The following is a 20847-nucleotide window of genomic DNA, read 5'->3' on the forward strand; positions in this document are numbered from 1 at the left end:
TGCCTATTCCGGTTCAAATTGCAGGATGAGGGTCGACAGCGGCGGCAGAACGATTTCCGCAGTTGCCGGATAACCGAATTCATTGCCTTTGGTTGCGTTGACCACGCCCTGATTGCCGGTGTTGGAGCCGGCATACCAGCCGGCGTCGGTGTTGATGCGCTCGATCCACCGCCCCGCGGCCGGCATGGGCAGCCGGTATTTTTCGCGCGGAACCGGCGTCAGGTTCGTGATGACCACCACCGGCGCTGCATCGGGTGCCTTGCGCACCCAGGCCAAAACGGAATTGGCCTGATCGTTGGCGATGATCCATTCGAACCCCTCGGGTTCGCAATCCCGGCCGTGCAGCGCCGGGAGTTCGCGATATACGGTGTTGAGGTCCGACACCAGCCGCCGCACCCCCTCGTGGAACTGCGCGTCGAGCAGCCACCAGTCGAGCGCATGGGCCTCGTTCCATTCCTCGCGCTGGGCGAACTCCTGCCCCATGAACAGCAGTTTCTTGCCCGGATAGCCCCACATGAAGGCGTAATAGGCGCGAAGGTTCGCAAACTTCTGCCAGTCGTCGCCCGGCATTTTCGTGAGCAACGAACCCTTGCCATGGACCACCTCGTCATGGCTGAGCGGCAGGGTGAAATTCTCCGAGAACGCGTAGAGCAGCCCGAACGTCAGGTCGTGATGATGGAAGCGGCGATGGATCGGCTCACGCTGCATGTAGCGCAGCGTGTCGTTCATGAACCCCATGTTCCACTTGAACCCGAACCCCAGCCCTTTGGCATAGGTCGGCGCGGTCACGCCCGGCCAGCTCGTCGATTCCTCCGCCACCGTGAACGTGCCGGGGTGGTTGCCATAGGTCTCCGCATTGACGCGCTGGAGGAAGGCGATCGCCTCTATATTTTCGTTGCCGCCCTGGCTGTTGGGCACCCACTGGCCCGGCTGGCGCGAATAATCCAGGTAGAGCATGGACGCCACCGCATCGACCCGCAGCCCGTCGATGTGGAATTTTTCCAGCCAGTAGAGCGCATTGTTGGTCAGAAAGCTCGAGACTTCCTTGCGCCCGAAATTGTAGATCGCCGTGTTCCAGTCCGGGTGGTAGCCCTGACGCGGATCGGCGTGTTCGTAAAGCGCGGTGCCGTCGAACTTGGCCAGTCCGTGCTCGTCGGTCGGGAAATGGGCGGGCACCCAATCGAGGATGATCCCCAGCCCCGCATTGTGGGCCGCATCGACGAACCGGGCGAACCCGGCCGGATCGCCGAACCGGGCCGTCGGCGCATACAGCCCGGTGGGCTGATAGCCCCAGCTCGGATCGTAGGGATGCTCGGAGATCGGCAGCAATTCGATATGGGTGAACCCCATGTCCGCCGCATAGGGCACAAGCTGGTCGGCAAGCTGGTCATAGCTCAAGAAGCCGCCATCGGGCCGTTTGCGCCACGAACCGAGATGGACCTCATAAACGCTCATCGGCTCGCGCCGGTAGTCGCGCGACTTACGCGCTTCCATATAGGCGTTATCGGTCCAGGCGAACGGCGTCGGATCGGCCACCACCGAGGCGGTCTTTGGCCGCATCTCCGTTTGCTGAGCGTAGGGGTCTGCCTTGAGCGGCAGCAGGTTCCCCGCTTTGCCGAGGATCTCGTATTTGTACTGGGCGCCGGGCAGGACGCCGGGCAGGAAGATTTCCCAGATGCCGATTTCGTTGCGCCGCCGCATCGGATGGCGCCGACCGTCCCAGTCGTTGAACGAGCCCACCACCGAAACCCGCTGCGCGTTCGGTGCCCAGACGGCGAAATGGGTGCCTTCAACGCCCTCGAATGTCATGAAATGGGCGCCCATCTTGTCGAACAGACGCAGATGGGACCCCTCGCCGATGTAATAATCGTCCATCGGGCCGAGCACCGGACCGAAGGAATAGGGATCGATCACATCCCACTCTCCCCCCTCATTGCCGGCGTGGTAGAGTACGGGCTGAAAACGGTCCATGGCCACACGGCCTTCGAAAAATCCCGCATCGTCCCTTTTTTCCAGCTTTCCCAAGGCCTTGCCGTCGAGCGTGCGCGCCTCGATCCATTGGGCGTGGGGCACGAGTGCACGGAGTGTCCATTGGCCGTCACTCTCGTGCAGGCCCAGAATGGAGAACGGGTCGTCGTGCTGGCCGCTCACCACGCGAGCGATCTGTTTGGGATCGGCCTGCCAACCGGACTGCTTTTTTGCCAAGTGTTCTACTCCCCCTCTGACGTCAGCGCGTCAGTGTCTTGTTATGAACCCGCCAGGGACCCCTCAGTTCCGGCGTCCCGCAGTCAAATCGTCAAATGTGCGGCGCTCCCCAGATATCGTCGGCGTATTCGCGGATCGTGCGATCCGAGGAAAACCAGGCCATTCGGGCCGTATTGCGGATGGCCATGGCGTTCCAGACCGTGCGGTCGCTCCAGAGCGTATCGACCTTGCGCTGCGCGGCGCAATAGGCATCGAAATCGCGTGCCACCATGAACCAGTCATGGTCGTAAAGCCCGTCCATCAGGGAGCGATAACGCGCCCGGTCGTCCGGAGAGAACACACCCGACCCGATCGCTTCGATAACTTCGCGCAGCGTCGGACTGGCTTCGATCATTTCGCGCGGGGCGCGGTTCTGGGCGCGAACGTCATCGACCTCGTCGGCGGTCATTCCGAAAATCACAATGTTTTCAGGGCCTAACCGCTCGCGCATCTCGACATTGGCCCCGTCCATCGTGCCGATGGTCAACGCCCCGTTGAGCGCGAACTTCATGTTCCCGGTCCCCGACGCTTCCATGCCGGCGGTGGAGATCTGTTCGGACAGATCGGCCGCCGGGATGATGGTTTCGGCCAGCGACACATTGTAATTGGGAAGGAACACCACCTTCAGAAGCCCGCGCACCGCCGGGTCGTTGTTGATGACCTTGGCGACGTCGTTGATGAGCTTGATGATGAGCTTGGCGTTCCAGTAGCTCGGCGCCGCCTTGCCCGCGAACACCTTGACCCGCGGCACCCAGCGCTTTTCGGGATGGGCGCGGATCATGTTGTACTGAGCCACCGCTTCCATGATGTTGAGCAATTGCCGCTTGTATTCGTGAATGCGCTTGATCTGGATGTCGAACAGCGCATCGGGTGAGACCGAAATTCCCGCCCGCTCCTTGATCAGCGCCGCCAGACGCTCCTTGTTGCCGCGCTTGACACCTGCGAACTGGTCCTGGAGCGATTTGTCCTCGGCGTGAGCGTCGAGCTTGATAAGCTGTTCGATATCGTCCCGGAAATCGGGGCCGATGCGCTCGGAAATCAGCCTTGTCAGCGCCGGATTGCACTGCATCAGCCAGCGGCGCGGGGTGACGCCATTGGTCTTGTTGTTGATGCGGTCGGGGTAGAGCTTGTGCAGATCGGCAAACACCGTCTGTTTCATCAATTCGGTATGCAGCGCGGAAACGCCGTTGATCGAATGCGACCCCACGAACGCCAACTGCCCCATGCGCAACCGGCGCCCGCCATTCTCGTCGATCAGGGAAATCGCCGCGATCCGGGAATCCTCGAGCCCCTTTTCACGCGCTTCCTCGAGCACCATGGCGTTGATGGCATAAGCAATCTGCATCTGGCGCGGCAACAGCCGCTCGAGCAGCGCCACCGGCCATGTTTCCAGCGCCTCGGGCAACAGGGTGTGGTTGGTGTAGGAGAAAATGCCCTTGGTCAGTTTCCACGCCTCGTTCCAGGCCAGCCCCTGCACATCCATCAGGATACGCATCATCTCGGCAATGGAGATTGCCGGATGGGTGTCGTTGAGTTGGATGGCCACCTTGTCGGGCAGAGACCCCAGATCGCCATATTGCTGGAGATGACGGCGCACGATGTCCTGCAGCGAGGCCGAGGAGAAGAAGAATTCCTGCCGCAGCCGAAGTTCCTGGCCGGCGGGTGTGGAGTCGGCGGGATAGAGCACGCGGGTGATCGAAACCGCCTTGGCGCTCTCCTCGAGCGCCCCGATATGATCGCCCGAATTGAACCGGTCGAGCAACAGCGGGTCGATCGGCTGGGCGCTCCAGAGGCGCAGCGTGTTGACGCGCGCCCCGCGCCAGCCAACCACCGGCGTATCGAAGGCCACGGCATTGAGATGCTCGGCCGGATGCCAGACCTGCCGCACGCTGCCATCGGGCTGTGTCACCGGCTCGACCGAACCGCCGAACCCGATCTCGTAAGCGCTTTCGCGCCGCTCGAACTCCCAGGGATTGCCGTGCGCCAGCCAGTCCTCGGGCAGTTCCACCTGCCAGCCATCGCTCATTTCCTGCCGGAAAAGCCCATGGACATAGCGGATGCCGTAACCGTATGCGGGCACCTTTATGCTCGACATGGATTCAAGGAAACACGCGGCAAGACGGCCAAGTCCGCCATTGCCGAGCGCGGCATCGGGCTCGCGCTCGATCAACTCGTCAAGGTCCACGTTGAAGGACCCAAGCGCCTCGCGCACCTGTTCCATCATGCCCAGATTGGACACGGCATCGCGCATCAGGCGGCCGATCAGAAATTCAAGGCTGAGATAATAGACGCGCTTCTGGGAGGTCCGCCACGTATCGCGCGTCGATTCCATCCATTGGTCGATGATCCGGTCGCGAATGGTCAGGATGGTCGCGGTCAGCCAATCGGTGCGGCGCGCGACGATGGGATCCTTGCCAACGGCATAGGTCAGCTTTTCGAGGATTTCGTTGCGAAGCGTTTCAGCATCGTTAGCCCGGGGCTGAGGTGTGGGAGCATCGTAAACGATCGGCTTTTGCGGCATGTCGCAACCCATGGTTCATGTCTGTTCCTCCCCTCAGAGAATTTGAGTGTTGCACGAGTTCCGGCCGCGTTCCAGCACCTTTAGCGTCATGGCGCTCATGCGCTTCCAACATGGTTGAACAAAAAATGCAGCGACAACGGAACCGGCGGGCCACGGGCGCGTTTTAGGGACAGCCGATGGAGGCGCCCCTACCTTCATCGTGCCAAGCCCTGACCCTAAAGAGGATTGCTGCCCGGCGATCCTCTTTTTTTATGCGAGACCGGAACCAATTTCAGCAACCGGCGTTCACAGGTAACGCGGATGCGTTTCCCCCAAGCGCTTTCGCTATCAGAAAGGCCGGGAGTCCCAAAAGGCTCCCGGTCTTTCCTCGTTGCGGGACCGGATTTCCCTAACGTTGGGATCAGGTGATGTGATTGCCGTCTATGCGCAGGGCATAGTCCACGCGGCTGCCGTTGACGGCAAGCTCGCCCATCCCATCCACCGCCAGGGGCACGACGCTTTCGAGGAATTTGCGGGTCAGCGGCTCGATCTCGTGAGCCGTCGTTCCAGCACCGAGACGCTCGGTCCATTTGACGACCAGGTTACGTCCGCCATCCGACCGGGACTCGACGCTGAAGGCCACATGGATCGCCCCGTCGCCGGGATAGAGTTGGCCATTGCGCACGGCGTTGGACGCCAGTTCGTGGATGGCGAGCCCCACATAGAGCGCGGCATTGGGTGAGACCACGAGATCATCGCCCTTGAGTTCGACAGGGAGGGCATTGTCCCGATGGAAAAGCGCGATCTGACGAGAGATCAAATCGCTGAGCAACGCCCCTTGCCAGTCGCGATCCGTTACCAGGTCCTGGGCGCGCGCAATAGCCTGCAATCGCCCTGAAAACGCGGTAACGAAACCGGGGATGCTGTTGGCGCTGCGCGCAGTCTGGGAGGCAAGCGAAAGCACGATCGCCAGAAGGTTGCGCGAGCGGTGGCTGACCTCGCGCAACAGGTTCTTGAGTTGGACTTCGCGGCGCTTCTGGGCGCTGATATCGATGATTGTGGAATAGACCCCCATCGCCGAACCCGACGGTTCGAGATCGGGATCGATCCAGATGTCGAACCAGCGCACTTCTCCGCCAATATTGACCGGCAGCTCGAACCTTTGGGGTTCGCGGGTTTCAATGACATGGAGTTTGGTGGCCCTGAGGCGTTCGGCGGCCAGCCGGGGCAGGAAATCGGCATCTGTGTTTCCCAGCACATCCGCCAGTTCTATGCCGGCGGGCAGGTTTTCCGCCCACTCATAGAGCAGATCCCGATTCTGATAACTCAGGGAAACCGGCGTTCGGCTCAGGGCCCGCATGGCAAACGCGAAGCGGCGTGAGCTCTCAAGGGCACCCCCGCCTGACTTTCCGTTGTCCTGACCCTTCATAGTCGACGCATGTTTGTCCGAGTGTTCCACAAGCCCCACTTAAACCGCATCAGCAGGCGGTCCGATTTCCGTCCCGAGGGGAGGCTAACGTGTCCGCCGAGCCAACCCCATGATGAGACCAATAACCATTGCGACGAGAAATACAAAGAATAGAATCTGTGCAATCGAGGACGCTGCCCCGGCGATCCCGCCAAATCCGAGAACGCCGGCGATGATAGCTATAATGAGAAATGCCAGTGCCCAACCAAGCATCGATCGTACTCCCGTAAAATACTGAACTTACGAAAGAACGAACCGGGCGCCGGGTTGTTCCGGCGCCGTGCCGATTTATGCGGCCTGCTCCATTTGCTCGGAAAAGAAGAGCACCTGACTGACCAGCGCCTTGACCATGTCGGGCTGGAAAGGCTTGGTGACAAGAAAGGCGGGTTCGGGTCGTTCGCCGGTCAGAAGACGTTCAGGGAACGCGGTGATGAAGATCACCGGAACGCTGGCCGAACGCAGCATGTCGTTGACCGCATCGATGCCCGAGCTGCCATCGGCAAGCTGGATGTCGGCAAGAACCAGCCCGGGGCGGCGCTGGTTGAAAAGCTCGACCGCTTCCTTGTGCGTCCGCGCAACGCCTGTCACCGAATGACCCAGCGATTCCACCATCTGTTCAATGTCCATGGCAATCAGCGGCTCGTCCTCGATGATAAGAACGGTCGTTGCGACCTGCCGCGCCATCTCGGTGGAAGCGGTTTCGATGAGATCGGCAAATTCCACGTCGCTGACACCGAGAATTTCAGCGCCCTCGTCATTGGAGAACCGCTCCACCGCCATCAGAAGGAACGCCTGGCGCGGCAGCGGTGCGATCGCACGCAGACTGCGGCGGGCCTGCTCTTCCCATGCGTGGGCCGCAGGCGGCAGGTCGGCCAGATTGATATCGACCGATTTCCAGAGTTGGGAAAAGACCTTGTACAGGGCGACCTTGGGATCCAGATCGGTCGGAAAAATCGACCTGTCTGCAACGAGTGCCTCAAGCGTGGCCGACACATATGCGTCACCGCTCGATTGGCTACCGGTCAACGACCGCGCAAAACGTCTGAGATACGGAATGTGCGGCGCAATCAACTCAGCAAGATTCATAAATATAGCTCCCTCGCATAGTCGTCTCGCTTGACGCGCAAGCAGCGACAATGGACCGATAACGGCACCTTTGACAAAAAGTTCCGCAACCATGGAACTTTTTTTGTCCCTTGACGTTTCCGGAGCCAGCAACAAGTCGCTTTGTGGGGTAAACGTGACGCAACTCAGCAGCAAGAACAGCATGATTGGTGATGATCAGGACGAAAAGGTTCACGAGAGCGAAGGCAAGCCAAGCCTGGGGGCCGATTCACAAGCCTTCATTGGGCTCAAGCTGCGCGAACTCTACGACGACGTCGTCGCAGAGCCGGTTCCCGATCGTCTGCTTGAGCTGCTAGGCAAGCTCGGAGACGATGACAAGTCCAAGTCCGAATAGGAGGCGGCCATGTCAGACACATACGATTTCCGCGCCGAACTTCTCGCCGTAATTCCCAACCTTCGTGCATTTGCAATGTCTCTTGTCGGTGCAGCCGACAAGGCCGATGATCTGGTCCAGGAAACCCTTGTGCGCGCATGGGACAAGCGATCCTCGTTTACGCCGGGCACCAATCTCAAGGGCTGGCTGTTCACGATCCTGCGCAATGAATTCTACAGCCAGATGCGCAAGCGCAAGCGCGAGGTGTCCGATCCCGAAGGCGCGATGGCCGAAAAGCTGTCGAGCCATCCCGAACAGGTCGGACGGCTCGACATGGAAGATTTCAAAAAGGCCGTGAACCAGCTCCCCGAAGATCAGCGCGAAGCGCTTATCCTGGTGGGCGCCTCGGGATTTTCCTACGAGGAAGCGGCCGAGATCTGCGATTGTGCCGTGGGCACGATCAAAAGCCGCGTCAGCCGTGCCCGCACCCAGCTGGCAGCCATTCTCAAGCTCGAGGGCGATGGTGAGTTCGGTCCCGACGCCGTTGCGGTCGGTGTTATGAACCTCACCTCCTCAAGCGCAGCCTGAAAATAGCGAAAACTGCCCAAAATTAAGGGGTTCCGGGCAAGCGGCCCGGAACCTCTTTTTCTTTCCGGCGTTACGATTGCGGGTATAACTCCAACATGGGAGGCCAATCATGGCCCGAGCCGCAACCACTGCACGGACAGCGAAAACCAATAGCGACGATCCGGCGAAGGATCTCGATGCCGAAATCGCCGCGCTGCGCGAAGACATTGCCGCCATAACGGCCACACTGGGCGATGTCGTCAAATACCGTACCGACGAAGCCAAGACCGAGGCTCGCCGCCTCCGCAAGACTGCGGAACGCAAGGGCGAAGAAACGCTGGAGCAGGTCCAGGACAGTTTCGGGGCCGCGGAAGGCGAGCTGAAGTCGGTGATCCGGGAAAAACCGATCCAGTCAGTGCTTATCGCGGCCGGCGTCGGCTACATCCTCTCCAAAATCCTTTAAGGAGCGGCGCCATGGCGCTGACCGCACCTTTCGCCGCGGTAACCGGCCGCGCAACATCGGCCGTCCGGTCGATGGGGCAGTCGGTTGCAGCTTATGCCATCATCAGCCTGATCGGGCTGATGGGGCTCGGATTTCTCGTTGCCGCGCTCTATATCTGGCTGGCCCAGGAAACCAGCGCGCTGGGCGCCGCCCTGCTTATGGGTGCCGGGTTCGTCGCCATCGCCGGGATTGCGCTGGCCGTCGTCATTGCGCGCAACAACCGCAAAAAGGAAGAAAGACGCCGCAACGCCGCCAACACGGCAATGATGGCCTCCACGGTCTCACTGGCATCGGCGGGGCTCCGCCTTGCTTCCCGTGCCAAGGGCCCCCTTTTCTGGCCCGCAGTCGCCGCAATTGCCATCGGATGGTATTTCGGCACGTCGGGCAGCGATCACGACGACGATTAAAACGTGCCAGCGGGAAAAAGGGCCGGTCATTGGACCGGCCCTTTTTGTATCCAATGTCAGTGATCATTGGCCAATGCGTTGAGTTCCAACAGCTTGTCGAGTTCGAGATCGGCGTCCCCAAGCATGCCCTTGTCCTCAGGCGCGACATGGCGCTCCTTGAGGCTCTTGAGCAGCTCGATCTTGCGTGCGTTCGACAAGGTGGGATCTGCAGCGATCTCGGCGGGCGTGCGAGCGATAGCGCCGACATCGAAATAGACAGGTATATTCTTGTCGTTCATGGCATCTCTCCTTTGCACGAGAAATGCCGGTGGTGAGCAGCCAGTTCCACCATGACCCGGCCCTGGACCCTCTCCCCTCGGGCGAGGCATGCAAAAAGGGCCGGCTTTTCAACCGGCCCTTTCCAATGGTGATGGTGATCTGTGTTATTCGACGATCAGCGAATTGTCTTCGGGAGCCGAGAGGTAGGCTTCTTCATTATACTCGGGAGCCGCCTCGAGATCCTCTGCGGTGAGCGTGGTGCGCAGCACAAGGCCACCATTCTCATCGCGCAGGAAGGTGAGGTTTTCGAAGTCGACGGCCACAGGCTTGGTGCCGATGCCCAGGAAGCCGCCGAAATCGATGATGACCGCATCGACAGTGCCGTCTTCCGAAAGCAGAATGTCACCGATCGAACCGATTTCCTCATCGCCCGAACCGTAAACCGCCGTGCCGGTCAGCTCGTCGGCCGAGATATCGGCAGTGGCAACGGCGTCGAAGCTGTCGAAGTCCATGGCAGCATCGGCGTCAGCGGCCGGGGACTCTTCGGCGGCCATGGCGTCTTCAGCCGGAGCTTCTTCGGCAGCCATGGCGTCTTCAGCCGGAGCTTCTTCGGCACGAGCACGAAATCGTTCACGTCACCGATGGCTTCGGCATCGTCTCCTGTCGAATTGTAGATGGTCTCCCCGATAATTTCAGTGGCGAGCCAGCCATCTGCGTTGATGCCGGTTTCTTCGGCACTGACAAGGGGCTCCTCGGGAACTTCAGGTTCCGCGGGAGTTTCCATCATAGGGTCTGCAGGGGCCATGGCCGGATCGGCCGGGGCCATTTCCTGAGCATATGCGCCGCCGGTAACAACCAGGGCCAGCGCGGTCGTGGCAAGAAGCTTGCGATACATTAGTTTTCTCCTGAAATCGCTTGTTTCAAGTTCTCGGGCTGGGACCGCGAGGCTCAACTCTTGCCCCGGTCGGCGCTCCAACCGTCATGGCATTTGAACGTTACCCTGTCCGCTTGGTTCCCCTTCGGAACGAGAATCCACGACAAGTCGGGGCGTTGGAACGCAATACCGGGGCAGCCCGTTTCCTTTGAATCATTCGCCGCTATGGCAAGGCGCAAATGTGTCGCCAATGCCCTCGTCTTGGCATGTTTGCGCCATCGCGAAAGCACATTCACATCCGATAAGAGGGCCGATCATCAACCCCTCCCGGATTTGTGATTTATGAGTTTTCCAGGCTTTGCCCGCCGCCCCGCCCGTTCTGCGTCCTCCGCTCCGATACGGGGTTACAACCGACGGGGATTTGCTATCGGGTGGCTGGCAATCATCGGCCTCGCGGTGGCGGGTTATATGTTCGCTTCCAGCCAGCTTTCACCCTCGAGCGCCCATCTGCGTCTCGCCAACATTGCCGGGACGGTTCATACAGTGATCGCGCCGGGCTAAGCACCTAAACTGCCAGGCCCGCCGCCCTGCCAGAGGCCCAGGCCCATTGGAAATTGTAACCGCCGAGCCAGCCGGTGACATCAACGGCTTCGCCAATAAAATAGAGGCCGGGCACTGCCTTGACCCGCATATCGGTCGAACTGAGTGCGGCGGTGTCGATGCCGCCGAGCGTCACTTCCGCGGTGCGATAGCCTTCACTGCCGACCGGCTTGATCCGCCATCCTGAAACAGCGGCAATGATCGCTTCCATCGCCTTGCGGTCCATATCGGCCAGATTGCCCGAAACGCCCGTCTCGGTCACGACCAGTTCGGCCACCCGGCGCGGCAACAGCTCTGAGAGGGCGTTCAGAATGCTCTGCCTTCCGTTGCGGGCCCGCGCCTCGGCGAGCCATTGGCCCGTGTCGGTTCGCGGCGCAAGATCGACGGCCAGGGCATCGCCTTCGCGCCAATAGGATGAAATCTGCAGGATCGACGGCCCGCTCAGCCCGCGATGCGTGAACAGCAGGCCCTCGCGGAACGCTGTCTTACCATGACACACCCGCGCATCCACCGACACCCCGGCAAGCGGACGCAAGCGCTCGAGCATGCCCGGCTCGAAGGTGAGCGGCACCAGCCCGGGACGCGGCTCGACAACCGGAACGCCAAACTGCGCCGCCACCTGATAGGCAAACCCGGTGGCTCCCATTTTCGGGATCGACTTGCCACCCGTCGCAATGACCAGCGATGCGCCGGCGACCGGACCATCGGGCAGGCGCAGGACAAACCCGCTGTCCGTAGGCTCGATGGATTCGACACTGCTACCAAGTTCAAGCGTCACGCCACCGATGCGCATTTCCTCGAGCAGCATATCGATGACCTGCCGGGCCGACCCATCGCAAAAGAGCTGGCCGAGGGTTTTTTCGTGGTAGGCGATGCCATGGCGTTCGACAAGCGCGATGAAATCGGCGGGCCGGTAACGCCGGAGCGCCGAGATGGCGAATTTGGGGTTTTGCGACAGGAACGACTGCGGGGTCGTGTGGATGTTGGTGAAATTGCACCGCCCGCCACCCGAGATGCGAATCTTTTTACCCGGCGCCTCGGCATGATCGATGATAAGGACCGAACGTCCACGCTGGCCGGCCGTCGCGGCGCACATCATGCCGGCGGCCCCGGCTCCGATCACGATGACGTCGAATGAACGCATTTTGCCCTGCTCAATGAAAAACCCGCCCGGTTGGTACCGGACGGGCGGGTCTGGCGCAAACGCCGAAAGCGGTCAGGCGACGATAAGCGTGTTGCCAGTCGAAACGCGCGAATAGAGATCCATGATGTCCTGGTTCATCAGGCGCACACAGCCCGAAGAGACGTTGGACCCGATGGTCCAGGGTTCCGGCGTGCCGTGGATGCGATAGAGCGTGTCGCGTCCGTTCTGGAAAATGTAGAGCGCGCGGGCGCCGAGCGGATTGTCCAGCCCTCCGGGCTGCCCATTGCGCCATTCCTCAAGTTCGGGCTGGCGCTCGATCATCGCCGATGGCGGTGTCCACGTCGGCCAGCGGCGCTTGAACTGGATCGTGCCGCGGCCCGACCAGCCGAACCCTTCCCGGCCCAGACCGACGCCATAGCGCATGGCCTGGCCATCTTCCTGAACCAGATAGAGGTAGTGATTGGCGGTATCGACATAGATGGTGCCCGGGCGCTCGCCCGTGGGATCGGGAACGACCCGGCGATAATAGACGTCGTCGACATAGCGCAGATCGACGGCCGGCACGTAGAATTCACCGTCCTGCACGCCGCGATACATGTTGACGTAAAACGGATCGAATTGCGGGAGGGCGGGCACCTCCGGCGCGGGCGTGCCCATGCTCGAACATCCGGCAAGCGCAAGGGCCGAAAGGCCGGCTGCCCCAGTGAGGAATCGGCGGCGGGGGAGTGTCGTGGTCAATGAGGTCATCTTGTCTGCTTTTTCGTTGTGCGGATGCCATGCACGGCGCGATATCAAATATGGCAGGCGCGACATTGTTCCGCCGTCCTCGATGCAGAAAGGAACGGTGTTGCCTTTCGGCACCACGCCTCATTCGCATCTGGATGGTCCCCCGCGGCTCACCGCACATCCTGGAAAAGCGGCCAATCGGCCCGGAACACCGCATATTCTATACCCTTGTGTTCCGGTCCTCGCCTAGCAGGATATTGGTTTACAATCGGGAAAGGATAAATGTGATCGCAGATTTGTGAGCGCCACAATCAGCCTTCGAGATCCTCGCGCAACATCTCGAGCTCCAGCCAGCGGTCTTCCATCTCGACCAAATTCTGCTGGGCGGTTGCAAGGTCGGCGGTGACCTTTTCGAATTTGTTCGGGTCGCGGTTGTACAAGCCGGGATCGTCCAGTGCGGTCTGGAGCGCCGCCATTTTCTCGCGCACACCATCCATTTCCCCCGGCAGCGTTTCCAGGGCATGCTTGTCCTTGAACGACAACTTGCGCCGTTGCTGGTGTGCCGGAGCGGCGGGCGCCGGTTTGCTCTTTGCGGCAGGCGCTGTCTTTTCCACGCGCCGGGCCGAAACCCCGGCCCCGCGCTGGGCGACCATGTCCGAATAGCCCCCCGCATATTCGTTCCAGCTCCCATCGCCTTCGGCGACGATGATCGAGGTCGCCACCTTGTCGAGAAAGTCCCGGTCGTGGCTGACCACGATGACGGTGCCCTGATAATCGGCGATCATCTCTTCGAGCAGGTCGAGGGTTTCAAGATCGAGATCGTTGGTCGGCTCGTCCAGCACCAGAACGTTGGACGGCAGCGCCAGTGCGCGGGCCAGCGTCACCCGATTGCGTTCGCCGCCCGAAAGCTTGCCGACAGCGGTGCGGGCCTGTTCGGGGGTGAACAGGAACTCCTTCATATAGCCAATGACATGCTTGGGCTGACCATTGATGGTCAGCGTGTCGCTGCCACCGCCGGTCAGAACATCCTTGAGCGTGGCTTCGGGATCGAGCGAGGCGCGGCGCTGATCGAGCACGGCCAGCTCCAGCCGCGTGCCGAGCCGCACGGTGCCGCTGTCGGATTCGAGATCGCCCGTCAGCATGCGGATCAGCGTCGTCTTGCCCGCCCCGTTCGGCCCCACGATTCCCACGCGGCTACCGCGCATGATGCGGGTCGAAAAGTCTTCGACAACGACGCGATCGCCAAACGCCTTGGAGATATTTTCGGCCTCGACCACCATGGCGCCCGAACTGCGGCCCTCGGCCACGGTCATTTTGACGGTGCCCTGCGGCCCCCGATAGTCCCTGACCTGCTGGCGCAGGCCACTGAGCAGGTCCATGCGGCGCACATTGCGTTTGCGGCGCGCGGTGACCCCGTATCGCACCCAATGTTCTTCCGCCGCGATCTTGCGCGCAAGCTTGTGCTGTTCCTTTTCCTCCTGCTCGAGGAAATCGTCGCGCCAGGCTTCGAACGCGCCAAAGCCCTGGTCGATGCGGCGGGTCTGGCCCCTGTCGATCCAGACCGTGCTGCGCGTCAGATCGGACAGGAATCGCCGGTCGTGGCTGATGAGAACAAGCGCGGACCGCAACGATTTGAGCTCGCCCTCCAGCCACTCGATGACCGGCAGGGCGAGGTGGGTGGGGGGGGTGGGCTCGTCCAAAAGCAGGATATCGGGCTCGGGCGCCAGGACACGGGCCAGCGCCGCACGGCGCGCCTCGCCGCCTGAAAGCGAGGTTGGGTTTTCCGATCCTGTGAGACCCAATTGTTCGAGCAGATACTGTGCACGATAGGGGTCATCGGCTCCCTCCAGCCCCTCCTCGACATAGGCCAACGTCGTTGGATAGCCCGACAAATCGGGCTCCTGGGGCAGGTAGCGCACAGTTGCACCGGGCTGGAAAAACCGCTCACCCCCATCGGGCTCGATGGTCCCGGCAGCAATTTTGAGCAGGGTCGATTTGCCTGACCCGTTGCGGCCCACAAGGGCAATCTTGTCTCCCGGAGCGACCGAGAGCTCAGCCCCTTCGAGCAGGGGCGTCGACCCCATGACGAGGCGGATCGATTGCAGGGCGAGGAGTGGCGCGGCCATGAGGAACTCTGGTCATTTCGGGAGACATCTGTGCTGGGGCGACAGATGGCCAATAACTGTGGCCAATGCAAGCCCCGCCCTTAAGCCGACTGCGCGATCTCGCGTGCCTGAGCGTTTATTCTGATCCGCGCCCACACCGGCAAATGGTCCGAGCCCTTGCGGGCCAGATCCGACATGTGAACGCCCGACGCTGCCACATCGATATCCATCGTCGTGATAATGCGGTCGAAATTGAGCACCGGTCGGGAGGAATGAAAGCTCGGTCCCGGCGCGATGACCTGATGGTTCTCGGCAAAGTGAGCCAGGCAACCGCCTTCCGTGGTCCATTGATTGAGGTCGCCCATAATCACTGTCGGCAATGTTTCGTCGAGAACATCGAGCTGGTTGAGCACCGACTGTGCCTGCCGGCGGCGCCACAGATCGACGAGCCCCAGATGCAGCCCGATCACGCGCAGGCGTTCGTGGCCAACTTGAAAATCGGCGAGCACCGCCCCACGCGGCTCGAGTGCCGGCAGTGTGAGGGTCTTGGTGTCGAGCACGTCGATGCCCTGGCGATAGAGGATGGTATTGCCATGCCAGCCAAGGCTCTGCTCCCTCACCCCGAAACTGATGGCAAAGTAATCGCTCCGCTCTGCGACCATCTCGGGTGACAGCGACGCAGCACGGCTTCCAAAGCGCCTGTCGACTTCCTGCAGCGCAATGATATCGGCGCCGATTTCGGAAATGATATCGAGGATGCGGCCCGGATCGCGCCGCCAGTCGGTGCCCACGCTTTTGCGGATGTTGTAGGACGCAACAGAAATCATGAGTGCATAATTGTCATGGCGATGTGGCAGGTCAATGAAGCAGACCGCACTTGGTTGCTAGAAAATGGCGTTTGCATGGGCCTCGATGAGATCGGCCGCACGGGCCAGCTTTTCGTCGATGATCGCCAGGTCGCGCGTCCAGTCGGAAATGCCCGTGAGTTCGCTTGCCCCGTCGGAAATGCCACGCACCACAACCAGCGGAACCTCGTACGCCTGGCATGCGCGCAGCACGGCAAACGATTCCATATCGACCATATCGGCATCGATTTCTGCATACCGGGCCCCCGAAATCACATTGGCCCCGGTCGACAACCGTGCTGGAGCCAGCCCCGGAATGCGCGGTTCGAGCGGCAGAACCGGCGGCAGGTCGAGAAATGGCGTTATGCCCGGGGCGAACCCGAGTGCCGTAGCGTCCATATCGCGATAGGAAACCGAGATGGCCTGATAGACCCCGGTATGCTCGAGCGTTGCCGATCCAGCCGAGCCGAGCGACACGACCAGGTCGGGCAGGCCGTATCCGGCTTTCGCTTCGGCGAGCGCACGGGTTACGGCAATTGCCGCTTCGACCGGGCCGACACCCGTCATAAGCGGATCGATTCGGGCCCGCAGATGCGGGCCGTATTCGGGATCGGCGGCCATGACATAGAGAATTGAGACCATGCCCGTCCCTATGCCGCCGGAGAATTGCCCGCAAGCAAAATCAGTCTATGGGTTGGAGGGCACGAAGACTTCGACGAGCGCGGACCGGTCTCCGCCCGCCGTCGGGGCGCCCATCAGGGTCAGAATTTGCCCGTCATGGACCACCGCGCCGAAACCGTGCCGCGGCGTGGGAAGCGGAGCAAGTTCGATCCAACTGTCATCAACCGGATCGTAGGCTTCGGCCGCCGCAAAGGTCACCTCGCGCGTTTCACCGCCGAAAATGAATGCCTTACCGTCAAGCACCGCGGCTGCCACGCCACTGCGGGCCGTCGGCATCGGCGCGCCGCTACGCCAGGCATCGCTTTGCGGATCGTAAATCTCTACGGTATCGAGATTGAATGCCGGATCGCCATCGACCCGGCCGCCAATGGCAAGAATTTCGCCGGCAATCGCGACGATGCCGAGATGATCGCGTGGCGTCGGCATCGGCGCTGCGGTTTCCCAGGTATCGGCCTGTGGGTCGTAGATCATGTGAGCGTCGGTATTGACGGCGCCCGACAGTGAGCCGCCGACGACATGAATATTGCCGTCAACCACGGCAGCACCGCCAGCGGCCAGGGGCGAGGGCATGGGCGCCGCCTCGCTCCAATCCATCGTTTCCCCATCGAGAACCCAGACTGAATCGCTCGCTTCCCAGCCATTGATGTAGCCACCGAAGACATAGACATTGCCGCCAAGCGCGGCGGCCACGGGGTGATGCACCGGATAGGGGAAGTCGGGGCCAACGCTCCAGCGCCGGGCATCGAGATCGTAGATCAACACCTCGGTGGCCCCTACATAATCGCCGATCAGGTAGGCCCGGGAGCCATCCTGCACCACGGCCATTTCCGAGCGCGGTTGAGGCCCCTCGACACCATTTTGCCATTGCCCGGGTTCGTGCCCGTTGGCGGCCCAGGCAAACAGGGCGAAAACCACCATGATGGCGCAGCGCAGTCCGGTCGGCATCGCCGTTCCTCCTTGTCCTATCCGCCCAAAGCCTCCGCTATGCGTGGAGCGACCTCCTGCATGCGCGGCGCCAGGTCCAGCACCCCCTCTTCCTCGCCGATCACCCGGCGCAGAACCATGATGACCAGGGCTCCATACAGCCGCGTCCTGCCCTTGACGGGAACGCTCATCCCCCAGATATCGCCGCCGAATGTATGGGCCATATAGTTGTTGTCGGCCACCGCATATCCCTTCTTGCGGATATCGGCGATCAGTTCCCTGATCTTGGCCGGCTTGTTGGCAAGGGCGTTCCAGCCTGTGGGGTCGCGGCGCAGCAAATCGAGCAGCGCTTCGCGCTCCTTGTCATCCATATAAGCCAGATAGGCCCGGCCCAGCGACGTCGTCAACATCGGTGGACGATGGTTGGGCTGGCGGGTGACCATCATGCCGCGCCAATCATGGGTCGTATCGGCGATGATCATGGCATCGCGGTCGAAAATCCCGAAACTGGCGGGCCATTTGAGAATCTCCCGGCTCTCGCTGAGAACCGGACTGGCCAGCCTTCCCATCTCGCGCACGGCCGAATACCCGCCGGAGAGGAGAATGGTCTTTCCCGTCACCCGCCAATGAGCGCCATCGCACCGGGTCACGTAGCCTTCCTGTTCGAGCGTTTCGAGCATGCGCACGATAGTCGCCTTGTCGAGCCCGGACTTGGCATGAAGGCTCCCCACCGTAGCCTCCTGCTCCTCGTTGACATACCGCAATATGGAAAGGCCCCGACTCAGCGCCTCAACCTTCTTGTACGAAACCATGCCTTCCCCTCGTGGCCCCACACCCTTCCCGGATTAGTAATACAGTATAATGCATGTAACTAGACTTTCGTCTAATCCTCGATTGTACGGCGCTGCAAATGATCCTGGCCACAGGGTCGGCATGCGCGTTTTAGGGCCAAATTTTGGGCAATTCAGACCGGACACGCATATTCTTTCCGGTGAACCGTCCGAAATCGAAATAACTTTGCGCAGCAATACTGACATATCAGCTTGACTCGGCGCGGAACTAAGGCGCAATTTTGTGAAATGGCGTTTCACAATGCGACGCCTCGTCGCCCGGCAAATTGCCACAACGGGTGAGCGCAGCCGACAGATCGGAAAACCGGCGGTCGGCAAAACGAGGAGGAATTCCAGTTCTGAAGATGAAGGATTTGAGTATGTGGAAACCCACCGGGCTGGGTCCCGTTGGCCGGACGGCGCTTGCCGCTGCCGCCATAGCCGTCTTTGCCGCGACGTCGGCATTTGCGTTCGACAATTCGACGGTGTTTACACCGAGGAGCAGGCCGATCGCGGCATGGGCTTTTTTGGCACCGATTGCGCAACCTGCCATTCAAACACGGCGCGTGGCTCGTCCGCAGCTCCCGGCCTGATCGGCTATGCGCTGGACAGCAAGTACGCCGATCAGCCGCTCTACACCTATTTCGACTACATGCGCTCCAACATGCCTCCGGGCAATGCCGGCTGGTTCACCGACCAGGAATACGCTGACATCGTCGCCTACCTGCTTGAACTGCATGGCGCCCCGGCGGGCGACGCCGAACTCGAAGGCACCGAAGAGGCGCTTTCGGCCATCATGATCGTACCGACGCCCGAGGGCTAGGATCACGATGGGTAACGACCTGTGGAAAGCCGGAGACCGGCTTTCCCGACTGCCAAACAACAAACTCGTATCTTAAGGGAAAGGGAGTGAGGCAATTGTCTTCCAAACTGTTGAAAATGGTCCTTGCGGGGACCACCGCTTTCGGGCTGCTCGCCGTACCGGCGTTCGCCCAGACCGCGATCAGCGATCTGGCGCCGGTGACCGACGAAATGCTTGCGAATCCCGATGACGGCGACTGGCTCGCCTATGGTCGCGCTGTCGACAACTATCGGTTCAGCCCGCTCGACCAGATCAATACCGACAATGTCGATCAGCTTCAGATGGTCTGGGCCCGCGGCCTGGAAACCGGCCCGATGCAGACCTCGCCGATCGTTTACGATGGCGTCATGTTCATCGCCAACCCCGGCGACACCATCCAGGCTCTGGACGCTGTAACCGGCGATCTGATCTGGCAGTACCGCCGCCGCCTGCCCGATACCAACACCCTGCATTCGCTCGGTGACCGCAAGCGTGGCATCTCGATCTATGGCGACCACCTCTACTTCATGAGCTGGGACAACTTCCTTGTCGCCCTCGACATGAAGACCGGCCAGTTGGCCTGGGAAGTCGACCGTGGCCAGGGCACCGACCTTGTGTCCAACACCTCCGGCCCGATCGTGGCAAATGGCGTGATCGTCGCCGGCTCGACCTGCCAGTATTCTGCCTTCGGGTGCTTCATCTCCGGCCATGACGCCGAAACCGGTGAAGAACTCTGGCGCAACACCTTCATCCCACAGCCGGGTGAAGAGGGTGACGAAACCTGGGGCAATGACTACGAATCGCGCTGGATGACCGGCGTTTGGGGCCAGATCACCTATGATCCCGAACTCGACCTCGTCTTCTACGGCTCGAGCGCTGTGGGCCCGGCTTCCGAAGTCCAGCGTGGCACTCCGGGCGGAACGCTCTACGGCACCAACACCCGCTTTGCGGTCGACCCGCAGACCGGCGAGATCGCCTGGCGTCACCAGACCCTGCCCCGCGATAACTGGGACCAGGAATGCACGTTCGAAATGATCGTCGCCGATACCGACGTGAACCCGAGCGATTCCATGGATGGCCTGCGCGCCATCGGTGCGAGCGCTTCGGGCGAAGGCCGCCGCGTGCTGACCGGCGTGCCGTGCAAGACCGGTACGATGTGGCAGTTCGATGCCGAGACCGGTGAATTCCTCTGGGCTCGTGACACCGCCTATACCAACATGATCGAAAGCATCGACGAAACCGGTCTCGTGACCGTCAACGAAGATGTCATCCTCGATGAGATTGGCGTTCCGGTGGAGCACTGCCCGGCCTATCTCGGTGGCCGCGATTGGCCGCCCTCCGCGTTCAATCCGAACACGGGCATCTACTACATCCCGCTCAACAACACGTGCCAGATTTCCACGCCACGTGACAACGAGCCGACAGCCCTTGACGTGTACAACACCGATTCCTCGTACACGCTGCCGCCCGAAGAGACCAATGTTGGCCGTATCGACGCCATCGACATCTCGACCGGCGAAACCGTCTGGAGCTGGGAACAGCCCGCTGCACAGTACTCGCCGGTCATGACGACTGCCGGCAATCTGCTGTTCACCGGTGGCGGCGATCGCTATCTCAAGGCTTTCAACGCCGAAACCGGCGATATGCTGTGGCGCTCGCGCCTCGCATCGGATGCTTCGGGCCATGCGATCACCTATGAGGTCGATGGCCGTCAGTACGTCGCGATCCCGGCAGGTCCTGCCGGCTTCTCGTCGGCTCTGATGATCGCCGAAGGCAATGTCGACCAGGGTGGCAGCAATTCCGCAGTCTATGTCTTCGCTCTGCCTGAAGAGTAAGGCCTGATCGTCAAACCGGGGTTCAGCGGTTCGCCGCTGGACCCCTTCTTGTCTTTAC

General features: G+C 61.2%; 22 protein-coding genes. 7 read left to right on the plus strand and 15 right to left on the minus strand.

The genetic code is table 11. From position 1 onward, the window contains the following. Positions 1–3: 3 nt before the first annotated feature. From glgB to KKY_RS09945, 5 genes are all read right to left on the minus strand, one after another. Positions 4–2205, minus strand: coding sequence for a 1,4-alpha-glucan branching protein GlgB (gene glgB, locus KKY_RS09925; RefSeq protein ID WP_014131206.1), 2202 nt, complete (start codon positions 2203–2205; stop codon positions 4–6). 91 nt (positions 2206–2296) lie between these two features. Next, on the minus strand, positions 2297–4765 hold the full coding sequence (locus tag KKY_RS09930; RefSeq protein ID WP_041529308.1) for a glycogen/starch/alpha-glucan phosphorylase: 2469 nt from the start codon (positions 4763–4765) through the stop codon (positions 2297–2299). 400 nt (positions 4766–5165) lie between these two features. Beyond that, positions 5166–6173 carry a sensor histidine kinase gene (locus KKY_RS09935; protein WP_014131208.1) on the minus strand — a complete coding sequence of 336 codons (1008 nt, stop codon included), beginning with the start codon at positions 6171–6173 and terminating at the stop codon, positions 5166–5168. Between the two features lie 84 nt (positions 6174–6257). Further along, on the minus strand, positions 6258–6425 hold the full coding sequence (locus KKY_RS19985; protein WP_014131209.1) for a DUF1328 domain-containing protein: 168 nt from the start codon (positions 6423–6425) through the stop codon (positions 6258–6260). A gap of 75 nt (positions 6426–6500) precedes the next feature. After that, positions 6501–7298: a response regulator gene (locus tag KKY_RS09945; protein ID WP_014131210.1), complete on the minus strand. Its 798-nt coding sequence runs from the start codon at positions 7296–7298 to the stop codon at positions 6501–6503. 91 nt (positions 7299–7389) lie between these two features. Here KKY_RS09945 and KKY_RS09950 point away from each other — a divergent pair, with 91 nt between their 5' ends. From KKY_RS09950 to KKY_RS19585, 4 genes are all read left to right on the plus strand, one after another. After that, positions 7390–7671 (plus strand): NepR family anti-sigma factor, encoded by a 282-nt coding sequence (locus KKY_RS09950; RefSeq protein ID WP_041528689.1) that lies wholly within the window; start codon positions 7390–7392, stop codon positions 7669–7671. Between the two features lie 9 nt (positions 7672–7680). After that, positions 7681–8238: a sigma-70 family RNA polymerase sigma factor gene (locus KKY_RS09955; protein WP_014131212.1), complete on the plus strand. Its 558-nt coding sequence runs from the start codon at positions 7681–7683 to the stop codon at positions 8236–8238. A gap of 109 nt (positions 8239–8347) precedes the next feature. Continuing rightward, a complete protein-coding gene (locus KKY_RS09960) occupies positions 8348–8680 on the plus strand; it encodes an ElaB/YgaM/YqjD family protein (protein ID WP_014131213.1) in 333 nt (110 codons plus the stop codon). An 11-nt stretch (positions 8681–8691) separates the two neighbouring features. Then, complete coding sequence (locus KKY_RS19585) at positions 8692–9126, plus strand: hypothetical protein (protein WP_014131214.1); 435 nt, start codon at positions 8692–8694, stop codon at positions 9124–9126. 56 nt (positions 9127–9182) lie between these two features. Here KKY_RS19585 and KKY_RS09970 read toward each other — a convergent pair whose 3' ends face one another. The 3 genes from KKY_RS09970 to KKY_RS21000 all read right to left on the minus strand — a co-directional run bounded on the left by KKY_RS09970 (position 9183) and on the right by KKY_RS21000 (position 10279). Then, the gene (locus KKY_RS09970; protein WP_014131215.1) at positions 9183–9404 is read right to left on the minus strand and encodes a hypothetical protein; all 222 of its coding nucleotides are present in this window, start codon (positions 9402–9404) and stop codon (positions 9183–9185) included. A gap of 144 nt (positions 9405–9548) precedes the next feature. Continuing rightward, a complete protein-coding gene (locus KKY_RS20995; RefSeq protein ID WP_041528690.1) occupies positions 9549–9896 on the minus strand; it encodes a PRC-barrel domain-containing protein in 348 nt (115 codons plus the stop codon). After that, positions 9839–10279, minus strand: a complete 441-nt coding sequence (locus tag KKY_RS21000) for a hypothetical protein (protein ID WP_041528691.1) — start codon at positions 10277–10279, stop codon at positions 9839–9841. Before KKY_RS21000 ends, KKY_RS20995 begins: the two co-directional genes overlap by 58 nt. Before the next feature lie 321 nt (positions 10280–10600). On the opposite strand from KKY_RS21000, the gene KKY_RS09985 reads away from it, so the two are divergent. After that, on the plus strand, positions 10601–10819 hold the full coding sequence (locus KKY_RS09985) for a hypothetical protein (protein ID WP_014131217.1): 219 nt from the start codon (positions 10601–10603) through the stop codon (positions 10817–10819). A gap of 4 nt (positions 10820–10823) precedes the next feature. Here the strand turns inward: KKY_RS09985 and KKY_RS09990 are convergent, their stop codons facing one another. The 7 genes from KKY_RS09990 to KKY_RS10020 all read right to left on the minus strand — a co-directional run bounded on the left by KKY_RS09990 (position 10824) and on the right by KKY_RS10020 (position 18095). After that, complete coding sequence (locus KKY_RS09990) at positions 10824–12002, minus strand: BaiN/RdsA family NAD(P)/FAD-dependent oxidoreductase (protein ID WP_014131218.1); 1179 nt, start codon at positions 12000–12002, stop codon at positions 10824–10826. Positions 12003–12074: 72 nt separating this feature from the next. Further along, positions 12075–12749, minus strand: a complete 675-nt coding sequence (locus tag KKY_RS09995; protein ID WP_041529311.1) for a L,D-transpeptidase — start codon at positions 12747–12749, stop codon at positions 12075–12077. Positions 12750–13039: 290 nt separating this feature from the next. Continuing rightward, positions 13040–14854: an ABC-F family ATP-binding cassette domain-containing protein gene (locus tag KKY_RS10000; protein ID WP_014131220.1), complete on the minus strand. Its 1815-nt coding sequence runs from the start codon at positions 14852–14854 to the stop codon at positions 13040–13042. A gap of 80 nt (positions 14855–14934) precedes the next feature. Beyond that, entirely contained in the window at positions 14935–15660 is a 726-nt protein-coding gene (locus tag KKY_RS10005; protein ID WP_014131221.1) for an endonuclease/exonuclease/phosphatase family protein, read from the minus strand. Positions 15661–15717: 57 nt separating this feature from the next. Further along, the gene (locus KKY_RS10010) at positions 15718–16320 is read right to left on the minus strand and encodes a 5'-methylthioadenosine/S-adenosylhomocysteine nucleosidase (protein WP_014131222.1); all 603 of its coding nucleotides are present in this window, start codon (positions 16318–16320) and stop codon (positions 15718–15720) included. A gap of 45 nt (positions 16321–16365) precedes the next feature. Continuing rightward, positions 16366–17304: a Kelch repeat-containing protein gene (locus KKY_RS10015; RefSeq protein WP_014131223.1), complete on the minus strand. Its 939-nt coding sequence runs from the start codon at positions 17302–17304 to the stop codon at positions 16366–16368. 17 nt (positions 17305–17321) lie between these two features. After that, on the minus strand, positions 17322–18095 hold the full coding sequence (locus KKY_RS10020; RefSeq protein WP_014131224.1) for a helix-turn-helix domain-containing protein: 774 nt from the start codon (positions 18093–18095) through the stop codon (positions 17322–17324). Positions 18096–18375: 280 nt separating this feature from the next. On the opposite strand from KKY_RS10020, the gene KKY_RS20960 reads away from it, so the two are divergent. Then, positions 18376–18936, plus strand: coding sequence for a c-type cytochrome (locus KKY_RS20960; RefSeq protein ID WP_083824036.1), 561 nt, complete (start codon positions 18376–18378; stop codon positions 18934–18936). A gap of 86 nt (positions 18937–19022) precedes the next feature. After that, positions 19023–20789, plus strand: a complete 1767-nt coding sequence (locus tag KKY_RS10030; RefSeq protein WP_014131227.1) for a pyrroloquinoline quinone-dependent dehydrogenase — start codon at positions 19023–19025, stop codon at positions 20787–20789. The last annotated feature ends 58 nt before the right edge of the window (positions 20790–20847 follow it).

The sequence above is a fragment of the Pelagibacterium halotolerans B2 genome (genome assembly GCF_000230555.1).
Classification (GTDB): domain Bacteria; phylum Pseudomonadota; class Alphaproteobacteria; order Rhizobiales; family Devosiaceae; genus Pelagibacterium; species Pelagibacterium halotolerans.